This is a genomic window from Streptomyces sp. (assembly GCF_031181555.1).
GTDB classification, from domain to species: domain Bacteria; phylum Actinomycetota; class Actinomycetes; order Streptomycetales; family Streptomycetaceae; genus Streptomyces; species Streptomyces fimbriatus.
In genome coordinates this window covers 22,455-33,883 of the sequence record NZ_JAPSKQ010000060.1, presented here as the reverse complement: position 1 = coordinate 33,883, position 11,429 = coordinate 22,455, and the positions used below count along the sequence as shown (strand labels likewise).

Genomic DNA, 11,429 nt, shown 5'->3' with positions numbered 1-11,429 from the left:
ACTCGTAATGCGTAGGTCTCGGGTTCGAATCCCGAAGGCGGCTCCGAGAAACCCCAGGTCATGCTCTCGTGACTTGGGGTTTTGCCGTGCTCGGGGCGTGCCGTGCCGCACGGCCGACACGCCGCGGGAGGGCTTGCGCGAGCGGAGCCGGGCGACCGCGGGACCGCCGCATCGGTGCCGTCCGCTTCGAGGGCGTGGGGTCACCCGCGGCGTCATGGTCCTCGGAGGGCGGGCGCCGTCCGAGGATCCCCCTGCGTCACCTCCCGCGCCACCTTGCGGGCTGCTCCGGCGAAGGCCTCCAGCGCACCGGTGGCGTTCCCGGCCCGCCCCACCGCGCGGTGGCGACGGCACGGGCGAGGGCGTCTCCGTCGCGCGGTGGTGCGGTTCCGGGTCCTCGGCGTCGAACGCGCCGGTCACACGTCGCTCGCCCGGACCCCCGGCACGCTCGGGGCGGGCCTCGCCGCCCTCGCCGCGTTCGTCGCCGTCGCACGTCGCTCGGCGGTGCGTCAGCCGGCCGCGTCACCAACCTTGCCGGAACAGCACGCCTAGGCCGCCCGTCCAGCGGTGGCCGGTGCCGTTTCGTGCCTGGCCCGCAGCAGCTGCCGGCGCTTGGCGCCCCCCGAGACGCGGTGCAGACGGTACGAGCCGGGCTTGCGTGCCTCGCCGGCCAGATGCTTGACGATGCTCCTGCACACGAGCTCCTTGAGCCGCGCGCCGGGGCGGCCGTCGATGTGGAACCACAGCGCGACGTCGTACCGGTGGGCGAACTGGAAGATGCCGGCGCGCCGGCCCAGGCTGATGCACTGGCCGGCGAACACCTGGTTGAGGGGCGAGGGCCGCTCACCCGCGATCCGGCTGAGCACCGTGTCGGCGGCCCGCGCGCCCAGAGGCATCGCGGCCTGGCAGCTCATCCGCAGCGGCAGGTCCGACGGTGCCGCCGAGTCGCCGGCCGCGACGATGCGCGGGTCGTCCACGCTGGTCAGCGTCTCGTCCGTGAGCAGACGGCCCAGGGCATCGGTGCTCAGCCCGCTGCGCGCGGCCAGGTCCGGCACGCCGAACCCGGCGGTCCAGACGGTCACCTCGCTCGGGAGGTCGCGGCCGTCACCGAGCCGCACGGCATCGCGGGTCACCGCCGTCACCTCCGTGCCGGGGCCTTCGAGCACGGTCACACCGAGCTCGGCCAGCCGCTTGGCGACCGAGCGCCGCCCCCGCGGGTGCAGGTACGGGCCGAGCACCCCGCCGCAGACCAGGGTCACGGTGCGGCCCGCCTCCGCCAGCTCGGCGGCGGTCTCGATGCCGGCCGGACCGGCTCCGACCACCGTCACCGCGGCCCCGGGGGACGCGGCGGCGACGACCGGCCGCAGTCGCTCCGACTCCTCGAAGGTGGCGATCGGATAGGCGAACTCCGCCACTCCGGGAACCCGTTGGTCGGTGCTGCCGCTGCCCACCGCGTAGATCAGGTAGTCGTAGCCGACCGTGCCGCCCGACGCCAACGTCACGCTGCGCCCGGCCGCGTCGATCCGGGTCACGGTGTCGACCACCAGCCGGACGCCGTCGGCCAGGACCTCCCGGTAGTCGACGACCGCGTCGTCGGACCCGCCCACCAGTTGGTGCAGGCGGACCCGCTCGACGAAGGTCCGGCGCGGGTTGACCAGCGTCACGGTCACGTCGTCGCGCTGCGTCAGGCGATTGGCCGCCATGACACCGGCGTATCCACCGCCGATCACGACGACATCGGTGTTCTCGGTCATGGTGCCTCCTCCGTTTCAGGGGTCGGTCACAAGACGTCGCGGGACCGGCCGCTGTGACATCACGTGAGGCGGATCACTCCGCGGGCGTGGGCTCGGCACTGGGGCCCGCACGGGCGCAGCGGTGCTCCGGGGCCGCGCGCCACCGGCCGGCGTCAGGCCTCCGCGGCCGGCAGCGCGGGTTCCGCGGTGGGCCGATCGCGTCCTGCTGGGGTCGGCCGATCGTTGATCACAAGGGGGGTTCCATGCTCAGCTCCGCCGTGCGCGGCGCGGCCGTTCTCGCCCTCTCCCTGGCCGCGCTCAGTGTCTCCTGCAGCGCGTCGCCGGAGACGGACGCGGCGGACAGCGCCCCGGCCGCCGCCACCGCTGCCGCCGTCGGCGAGGCCGCCGGTTCCGCGAGCACGCCGTCGGCGTCCCCGGCCCCCGACGAGCCGCCCGCGGAGAAGGTCCGCGACGCCTTCGCCGGGCTCCAGGCGACCTTGGGCGACTCCTGCACCCCTGGCAACTGTGCCTACTTCCTGGACCGGGTGTACGACGAGCTCCACCGCCTGGACCGGGCCATGAAGGCGGACCCGAAGGGCCCCGGACACTTCACCGAGCCGATCGAGCTGATCGCGGAGCTCGACGCCGAGGTCGGCGGCGACCAGTCCTTCGAGAACCTGAAGAAGCACCGGTCCACGCTGATCGGCACCCGCGACACGATCAACACGTGGATGCAGGACCACCCCGACGACTACCGCTGACGTCCTGCGTCGTCCCCCCGGGCCCCACCCGGTGAACACCCGGCCCGCCCTTCTCCGTAGGAGAGGGTGTGCCCGGCGACGCGACGCGCGGGCGGCCGTGCGGCCTACCGCGGGAGGCCGTCGCGTGAACGGTTAGCATCGCGGGCACAGTCGTCGGCCGGGATGGTGAGGTGAGGACGTGGAGCCGCCGAGGATCGCCGTCGCCGTGGTGACCATGGGGAACCGGCCCGCCGAAGTGGACGCGCTGCTGGAGTCCGTGGCCAAGCAGGACGTGCCGCCCGCGCGGATCGTGATCGTGGGCAACGGCTGTCCGCTGCCCGAGTTCGCCCGGCGGCTGTCGCTGCCCGGTGAGGTCACCACCGTCGAACTGGACGAGAACCTCGGCTGCCCGGGCGGGCGGAACGCGGCGATCGCGCGGCTGCGGGAGTTCGGGGACGTGGACGTCGTCGTCGAACTGGACGACGACGGCCTGCTCGTCGACGCCGACGTGCTGCGCCGCGTGCGGGAGCTGTACGCCGCCGACGAGCGGCTCGGGATCGTCGGCTTCCGGATCGCCGACGAGCTGGGGGAGACGCAGCAGCGGCACGTGCCCCGGGTCGGGCGGTCGGATCCCCTGCGGGGCGGGTACGTCACCGGGTTCCTCGGTGGCGGGCACGCGCTGCGGATGGCGATGCTCGACGAGATCGGCGACTGGCCCGCCGCGTTCTTCTTCGCGCACGAGGAGACCGACCTCGCCTGGCGCGCGATCGACGCCGGATGGCGGATCCTGTACGCGCCCGAGCTGCTGCTCCGGCACCCGCGCACCTCGCCCGCCCGGCACGCCATCTACTACCGGGTGAACGCCCGGAACCGGGTCTGGCTGGCCCGCCGGCGGCTGCCGCTCGTGCTCGTCCCCGTGCACCTGGGGGTGTGGGTGCTGCTCACCCTGCTGCGGAACCGGTCGGCGAGCGGGCTGCGGGCCTGGTTCGCCGGGTTCGCGGAAGGGGTGCGGGAGCCGGCCGGGGAGCGGCGGGCCATGCGCTGGCGGACGGTGTGGCGGCTGACCCGGCTGGGCCGGCCGCCGGTCATCTGACCGGGGGCAAGGAGACGAGTGACCTGAGGGGCAAAAAACGAGGGGCCCGGTCGTTCACCTCCGCCGACCGGGGCCCTCGTGCGCGGATCGGGCCGCGGCGGCGACACTCCCCCGAGCTGCGCGTTCTACGCGCGCGCCGTCGTGCCGGATCCGATGTAGTGATCACATCAGGTGTTGCCAACGGATCGCTAACATGTCGCCCATGGTTCCCCGTTGGGTCATCCGGGACCGGCGGTGATCGGCGGTCGGGCGGACACCGGGGACCCGTCGGGTCCGGAGCGGGCCCGGGGCGCGGGCGGAAGGCAGTGGTGCGGCGTGACACGGCGCGAGCTGCGGTTCGGTCTGCTGGGGACACCGGTTCTCTACGAGGGCGATGTCCGTTCCGTCGCCGGGTGCGCAGACCGGTCCGACCGGTCCGACCGGTCCGTTCGGTCCATAGGAAGCCCCAAGCTGCGCGTTCTGCTCGCCGCGCTGCTGCTCGACGCCGGGCGCGTCGTCTCCGTCGAGGCGTTGAAGGACGCGATGTGGGGCGCGGCACCGCCCCCCTCCGCGCAGCCCTCGCTGCACAATCACGTGGCCCGGTTGCGGCGGTTGCTCGACGATCCCGAGCGGCTGGTCACCGCGCCGACCGGGTACCTGCTGCGGGTCGGGGAGGGGGAGGTGGACGTCCATGTGTTCGACGCCCATGCCGCCGCGGCCCGCGCCGCGCACGCCGGGCGGGACTGGAGGCGCGTGGTGCGCGAGTGCACGGCCGCGCTCGCGCTGTGGCGGGGTACTCCGCTGGCCGGGCTGCCGCCCGAGGTGGGCGGATACGCCTTCGTGCGGCGGCTGAGTGAGGCGCGGCTGCTGCTCCTGGAATGGCGGTACGACGCCGAGCTCGCCCTCGGCGGGGGACGCCTGGCCGGACTGGTACCCGAGCTGACGGCGCTGGCCGCCGAGCACCCGCTGCGAGAGGCGTACCACCGCCAGCTCATGCTCGCCCTCCACCGCACCGGCCGCCGGGCCGAGGCGCTGGCCGTCCACCGCGATCTGCGGGCCCGCCTGCTGGAGGAACTCGGCGTCGAACCGGGGGCGGGGGTGCGGGAGGCGCACGTGGAGGTGCTGCGCCGGCCCGCCGAGCCGATCCGGCCCGCCGAACCCGCGGTACCCGACGCCGGGCCCGCGAGGCCCGGAGCGCCGACGGGGACGGCGGGGACGGGAGCCGGTACGGTCACCGCGCCGCCCGAGGCGCCGGGACCCGGCGCCGTCACCGCGCCCGCGCGGCACGACGGGCCGGCGCACGCGGTGCGGCCGCCCGGTACCGCGCCCACGGCACCCCGGCCCGCCCAACTGCCGCCTCCGCCCGCTCACTTCACCGGCCGCGTCGGCGTACGGGACGAGCTGTGCCGGGCACTGGCTCCCCGTTCGGGCTCGGTCGGGCCCGCCGTCGCCGTCGTCAGCGGTATGGCCGGCGTCGGCAAGAGCGCGCTCGCGCTCCATGCCGCCCATGCGCTGGCGGAACGTTTCAGCGATGGTCAGCTCTACGTCAACCTGCACGGCGCGACCCCCGGTGTGGCCCCCCTCACCCCCGCCCAGGCCCTCAGCGCGCTGCTCCGCGATCTCGGCACCGACCCCCGCGGCGTCCCCGAGACCCCGGACGCCGCGGCCGCACTGCTGCGCTCCCTGCTCGCACCGACCCGCACACTCCTGGTACTGGACGACGCCGCGAACGCCGCACAGGTGCGGCCGCTGCTGCCGGCCGGCCCCGGCTGCGCGGTGATCGTCACCAGCCGCTCACCGCTCACCGCGCTCGACGGGGCCGCCCGGTTCCCGCTCACCCCGCTGACCGACGAGGACAGCGCCGCCCTGCTGCGCACGGTCTCCGGCCGCGACGATCTCGGTGCCGGCCACCCCCTCGTCACGCTCACCGGCCGGCTTCCCCTGGCCCTGCGGGTCGTCGCGGCCCGGCTCGCCGCGCGGCGGGTCCTCACCCCGGACGCGCTCGCCGGGCAACTGTCGGCCACGGACAGCCGGTTGTCCCACCTGGAGTACGACGACCTCAGCGTCCGCCGCTCGCTGGCCGTCGCGTACGACGCGCTCGCCGCCTCCGAACGCGAGGCGGACCGGGACGCGGCCCTCGCCCTGCGCCGCATCGGGGCGCTCGACCTGCCCGGGTACGGCGCGTCCCTGCTGGCCCGCCTCACCGGTACCGACGAGCGCCGCGCCGAGGCCGCGCTGGACCGGCTCGTCGACGTGGCCCTGCTGGAGGAGACGGCGTACGGCCGCTACGTGCCCCACGACCTGGTCCGCGACTTCGCCCGTGAACTCGCCGGTGCCGACGGCGGCACGGACCAGGACGCCGCAGGGCAGGACGCCACCGAGGCCGCGCTGCGCTGGTACGCCGCCGTCGCCGAACGCGTCCTCACCGCGATCGTCGAACCCGGCCTCGACCAGGACGACCGCCGCCGCCCCACCTCCTCCCAGCCGCCCGGGCACGCGGCCGACGTCGACACCGTTCCCCCGTTCGCCGACGCCGAGGCGGCCTTCGCCTGGGGCGACCGGGAACTGGAGAACATCGTCACCCTGGTCGAGCCGTACGCCGACGACGCGGCCGGCGACGAAGAGGGGGGCCGGGACGTCCACGCCGCCCGCCTCTGCGTCCTGCTCCGCCTCCTGTGCCCCTATCTCCAGCGCCGCGGCCGCATCGCCGAGTGGGACGTGCTGGGCCGGGCCGCTCTCCGGGTGGCGCAGAGGCTCGGGGACGAGGCCGCCGAGGGGTACGCGCTGGCCGACCTCGCGGGGCTGTACTTCCTGACCGGCCGGCACAACGACGCCCTCGCCCTCACCGACCGCGCCCTGGAGATCTGGCGGCGGCTCGACGTCGTTTCCTGGATCCGGCGCTGCCTCAACAACCGCGGGCTGCTGCTCCAAGAGCTCGGCCGGCACGCGGAGTCGGGAGAGGCGCTGCGGCAGAGCCTCGCGTATTCGCAACAGCTGAACGACCCCTACGGCGAGGCCGTCACCCACAGCCACCTGGGCAACCTGTACGAGCACTCCGATCCGCGCGCCGCCATCGAACAGCACCGGCGCTCGCTCGCCATGGGGGACGAGATCGGCGCCGTCATCGTGCAGCACTCCGCGCACTGCAACATCGGGTACGCCCACCTCCGTCTCGGCGAACCGGCCGCCGCCCTGCCGCACTTCGAGGAGAGCCTGCGCATCCTCGGCGGGTACGACAACTGGCACGGCGAGTCCCAGACCCGGCTCGGCCTGGTCCGCGCCCTGCGGCTGCTGGGGCGCACCGGGCGGGCCGTCGGCGAGTGCGGGGAACTGCTCCGCCGCGCCGACGCCCGCGCCGACCGCTACACCGGCGGCCTGGCCCGCCACCAGTACGGTCTGCTGCTGCGCGAGCAGGGGCGCATGAGGGAGGCGTACGAGCAGTGGCGGTCGGCGCTCGCCGCGCTGGACGGGACGGACGGGCAGGCGGTGGTGGGGGAGCTGCGGGAACTGCTGGCGGGCGACCCCGCGGGCGGCACCACAGGCGACCCGCACGACCCCCGCTGATCACTTGGCGTCCGCGTAGCACTCCACCACCGCCGTCGTGAACGGGAAGCGGACCGGTGTCTGCCCGAACGTCAGCCGGCCCGCCAGGTCCGCGGCCTCCCGGATCGCCGCCACCACCGCATCGGCCTCCTCCTCGGGACAGTGCACGATCACCTCGTCGTGCTGGAAGAAGACCAGCTCGGCCGCCATGTCCGCCAAGGTCTGCCGCAGCGCGGCGAGCAGCAGCAGGGCCCAGTCGGCGGCGCTGCCCTGGACGACGAAGTTGCGGGCGAAGCGGCCGCGGGCGCGGGCGTCGGTGGAGGCGTAGCCCGGTCCCCACGGCCGGCTGCCGTCGGCCCCCTCCTCGGCGGCCTCGGAGACCGGGATGCCCGCCTCCTCCACCGCGTCGTCCGTCGTACGGGCGGCCGGCGGGCAGGTGCGGCCCAGCCAGGTCCGTACGAGCCGGCCCTCCTCGCCCGCGCGGGCGGCCTCGTCGACGTAGGCCACCGCCCGGGGGAAGCGGCGTCTGAGCACGGCGAGGTTCTTCAGGCCGTCGCCCGAGGTCTGGCCGTAGACCGCGCCGAGGACGGCGAGCTTGGCCTGGGCGCGGTCGCCGGAGAACGCGCGGTCGGACACCGACTGGTACAGGTCGGCCTCCCGGCCGGCCACCTCCATCAGCCCGGGGTCGCGGGAGATCGCCGCCAGCACGCGCGGCTCCATCTGGTCGGCGTCGGCGACGACGAGCCGCCAGCCCGGGTCGGCGACGGCCGCGCGGCGGATCACCTTGGGGATCTGCAGGGCGCCCCCGCCGTTGGTCACCCAGCGGCCGGTCACGGTCCCGCCCGCGTGGAACTCGGGCCGGAACCGGCCGTCGCGCACCCAGTCCTGGAGCCAGGACCAGCCGTGGGCGACCCAGATCCGGTACAGCTTCTTGTACTCGAGCAGCGGTTTCACGGCGGGGTGGTCGACGGACTCGATCTCCCAGCGGCGGGTCGAGGAGACCTTGACGCCGGCCTGCGCGAAGGCCTTGACGACATCGGCCGGCAGGTCGGGCCGCACCCGGCGGCCGAAGGCGGCGGACACCTCGTCGGCGAGCTCGGCCAGCCGGCGCGGCTCGCCGCCGCCCGCGTACCGCTCGCCGAGCAGGTCGTGCAGCACCGCGCGGTGCACGTCCGCCCGCCAGGGCAGCCCCGCGCGGTTCATCTCGGCGGCCACCAGCGTCCCCGCCGACTCGGCCGCCGTCAGCAGCCGCATCCGGTCCGGGTGCGCGGTCGCGCAGGTCCGCCGCTGCTGCTCGGCGTAGACCGCGAGGAGGTCCGCCAGCGGCAGGGGGACGCCCGCGGGTTCGAACAGCGGTGACTGCGCGCCCGGTTCGGCCGGGCGCTGCGGCGGATCGGGCGGCACGGGGCCGCCGCGCAGCCGGGCCAGGGCGGCCGCGGCCGAACGGGGCTCCCCGTACCGCCCTTCATGGCCGAGCAGGAGCGTCTCGGCGGCCTCGACGTCGTAGCACCGCTCCACTCGCACCCCCGTGGCGAGCAGGCGCGGATAGACCTCGGCGGTGGACCGCCACACCCACCGCGTGACGCCGGGACGGCTCCGCACGGCCTCGGCGGGATCCGCCTCCCGCCGCACCGGGCCGGCGGGCAGCCCGTCCGGGCCGAGGGGGGCGACGTCCACGCCACCGTCCTCGGCCGGAGCGAGCGCCCACCGGCCGGCCATGTACGCGAGTGTGGCAGGGGGGTCTGACAACGGCCCCGGATCAGCCCTCCTGCGGGGTCTCCCGCTCCTCCTCGCCCTCCTTCCGCGTCTTGAGGAACCGGGCCAGCATCTCGGTGACGTACCGCTCGGTGGCGGCCTTGTCGACTCCGAGGCCGCTGAGGACGCCCTCGCCGTTCTCGTGCTCCAGCAGGGCGAGCAGGAGGTGCTCGGTGCCGATGTAGTTGTGGCCGAGGCGGAGGGCCTCGCGGAAGGTGAGTTCCAGGACCTTCTTGGCCGCCGGGCCGTACGGCACCAGCTCGGGGGCCTCCTCGACGGCCGGCGGGAGTGCCGCGGCCGCGGCCTCGCGGACCGCCTCCAGGGTGACGCCCTGCTCGGTGATCGCCTGCGCGGCGAAGCCCTCCGGCTCGGCCAGCAGGCCGAGGACCAGGTGCTCGGGGACGCCCTCGGCGTTGCGCGCGGCCCTGGCCTCGTTGTGCGCGGCCATCACCACGTTGCGGGCGCGGGGCGTGTAGCGGCTGAAGCCCTGGTTCGGGTCGAGGCCGGCCCCCTCCTTCGGCACGAAGCGCTTCTGCGCCGCCTGCCGGGTGACGCCCATGCTCTTGCCGATGTCCGTCCAGGAGGCGCCCGAACGCCGGGCCTGGTCCACGAAGTGGCCGATCAGGTGGTCGGCCACCTCACCGAGGTGCTCACCCGCGAGCACCGCGTCCTGGAGCTGTTCGAGGGGCTCCTCGTGGACCTTCTTGATGGCCGCGATGAGGTCGTCGAGACGCACGGATGACGTGATGGTGGGGTTCGTGGTCATGTGTCAACCGTAAGTTGACAGTCGGAGGGTGTCAACCACGGGTTGACACCTTCGGGTGGCGTCCCGGGCGTGGCACGATCGGCACGTGAGTACGCCCAGCACCGTCGACCGCGCCTTCCGGACCGCCCTGTACGACGCCACCGACGAGACCCTCGACACCGGCGCGTCCCTGCTCGCCGCCGATTCCGCGGCCGACGCCGAACTCGCCCGCCGGGGCCAGGAGTTCGTGGCGACGGCCTGGCGGCGCGGCTGGCAGCCGGCCGACGTCGTGCGGATCGTGCGGCGGGAGCTGGACGACGTGCACGTACGGCTCGTCTCGGCGCTGATCCGCGCCCAGGCGCCGCACGACCGGCCCCGCGGCCCCCGCTGGAACGCCCAGCTCGACGGGCTGGAGACCGGGGACGTGCCGCGCACCGACCGCTTCTCGTACGCCACCGCCGTACTGGAGCTGTACCGGCTGCTGCTGCGCCTGCCCGCCCTGGAACCCCTCGACGAGCCGACGGGGACGACGACGGGTCCGCGGGACCGGCGGCCGGAGTCCCGCACGCTCGGCCGCATCCGCGCGCTGCTGGCGAAGGCGGAGGCGACCGGGTTCCCCCAGGAGGCGGAGGCGCTCAGCGCCAAGGCGCAGGAGCTGATGGCGCGGCACAGCGTCGACGAGGCGCTGCTCGCGGCGCAGGCACCCTCGGCCGAGACGCCGTCCGCCTGCCGGATCGGGGTGGAACCGCCGTACGAGCAGGCCAAGGCGGTGCTGCTGGACGCGGTCGCCACCGCCAACCACTGCCGGGCCGTGTGGAACGAACCCCTCGGCTTCTCCACCGTCGTCGGCTTCGCCTCCGACCTGGAGGCGGTCGAACTCCTCTACACCTCGCTGCTCGTGCAGGCGACCACGGCGATGACCGAGGCGGAGGCCGCGCAGAGGGCGGGCGGACGCAAACGGACCAAGACCTTCCGGCAGTCCTTCCTCGCGGCCTACGCCCACCGCGTGGGGACGCGTCTCGCGGCCGCCGCCGAGAGCCAGGTGAGCGACGACCTGCTCCCGGTCCTCGCCTCCCGCGAGGTCGCGGTCACCGACCGGACGGACCGTCTGTTCCCGGAGACGACGACCACCCGGCTGCGCGGGGTGAGCGACGCGGCGGGCTGGCAGGAAGGCGCGCGGGCGGCGGACGACGCACGGGTCGGGGCGCACCCGCGCCTGCCCTGAGGCGGGCCGCCCGCGGCGGTCCGCCGTTCAGTCGCCGGCCCGCTGGTAGGCGCTCACGGTGGCGTCGAGCGTGCCCCCGTCCTTGCGCGCGACCGGGCCGTACGACCAGCGGAAGGCCTGTTCGCCGGGGCCGCCGGAGCCGCCCGGGTCGTCGGCGAGCGCGACCCGCAGCGTCGTGGCGTTCCAGCCGTCGTCGGCCGGGCCGCGCACGTAGGTGAGGGTGAAGGACGCGGAGTCGCCCTTGGCCAGGGTCAGCTTCTGCGCCTTGGCGCCTTCGGCCGGCGACAGGAGCAGGGCATCGGAGTCACCGGCGGTGGCCAGGCGCACCCGGGGGAAACCGTCCAGGGTGCAGGTGGCGCTCCGGTTGGTGAGGCTGACGGGCACCTCACCGGTGTCGCCGGCGGCCGGGGCGACGCTCGCGGGACCGGCCGCCACGCTCACCTCGTCGAGCGAACACGCCGCGCTCTCCGGTTTCCCGTCGCCGCCCGTGTCGTCGCAGGCGGTCAGCGGGAGGAGTGCGGCAAGGGCAAAGACAGCGATCGGTGTGGCGCGCATCAGAGGTCCTCTGGGGTCGTGGAGGTGCCCCCAGATCATCACGCACGCGGTGCCGAATCCACCG

The 11,429-nt window shown here is 75.0% G+C and carries 8 protein-coding genes; 4 read left to right on the top strand and 4 right to left on the bottom strand.

The features are described 5' to 3' along the window. Positions 1-545: 545 nt before the first annotated feature. Entirely contained in the window at positions 546-1,751 is a 1,206-nt protein-coding gene (locus RIM90_RS15035; protein WP_309061201.1) for an FAD-dependent oxidoreductase, read from the bottom strand. A gap of 242 nt (positions 1,752-1,993) precedes the next feature. Here RIM90_RS15035 and RIM90_RS15030 point away from each other — a divergent pair, with 242 nt between their 5' ends. The 3 genes from RIM90_RS15030 (at position 1,994) to RIM90_RS15020 (ending at position 7,106) form a co-directional block, all read left to right on the top strand. Next, positions 1,994-2,491 (top strand): hypothetical protein, encoded by a 498-nt coding sequence (locus tag RIM90_RS15030; RefSeq protein WP_309061200.1) that lies wholly within the window; start codon positions 1,994-1,996, stop codon positions 2,489-2,491. A gap of 178 nt (positions 2,492-2,669) precedes the next feature. Beyond that, positions 2,670-3,563 carry a glycosyltransferase gene (locus tag RIM90_RS15025; protein ID WP_309061199.1) on the top strand — a complete coding sequence of 298 codons (894 nt, stop codon included), beginning with the start codon at positions 2,670-2,672 and terminating at the stop codon, positions 3,561-3,563. A 315-nt stretch (positions 3,564-3,878) separates the two neighbouring features. Continuing rightward, positions 3,879-7,106 carry a BTAD domain-containing putative transcriptional regulator gene (locus RIM90_RS15020; protein WP_309061198.1) on the top strand — a complete coding sequence of 1,076 codons (3,228 nt, stop codon included), beginning with the start codon at positions 3,879-3,881 and terminating at the stop codon, positions 7,104-7,106. Here RIM90_RS15020 and RIM90_RS15015 read toward each other — a convergent pair whose 3' ends face one another. Both RIM90_RS15015 and RIM90_RS15010 read right to left on the bottom strand, forming a co-directional pair. Continuing rightward, positions 7,107-8,804 (bottom strand): bifunctional 3'-5' exonuclease/DNA polymerase, encoded by a 1,698-nt coding sequence (locus RIM90_RS15015; RefSeq protein ID WP_309061197.1) that lies wholly within the window; start codon positions 8,802-8,804, stop codon positions 7,107-7,109. 40 nt (positions 8,805-8,844) lie between these two features. After that, positions 8,845-9,606, bottom strand: coding sequence for a Clp protease N-terminal domain-containing protein (locus RIM90_RS15010; RefSeq protein WP_309061196.1), 762 nt, complete (start codon positions 9,604-9,606; stop codon positions 8,845-8,847). An 85-nt stretch (positions 9,607-9,691) separates the two neighbouring features. On the opposite strand from RIM90_RS15010, the gene RIM90_RS15005 reads away from it, so the two are divergent. Beyond that, complete coding sequence (locus RIM90_RS15005; RefSeq protein ID WP_309061195.1) at positions 9,692-10,810, top strand: DUF2786 domain-containing protein; 1,119 nt, start codon at positions 9,692-9,694, stop codon at positions 10,808-10,810. Between the two features lie 27 nt (positions 10,811-10,837). On the opposite strand, the gene RIM90_RS15000 is transcribed toward RIM90_RS15005, so the two are convergent. Beyond that, a complete protein-coding gene (locus RIM90_RS15000) occupies positions 10,838-11,365 on the bottom strand; it encodes a DUF4232 domain-containing protein (protein WP_309061194.1) in 528 nt (175 codons plus the stop codon). Positions 11,366-11,429: the final 64 nt, after the last annotated feature.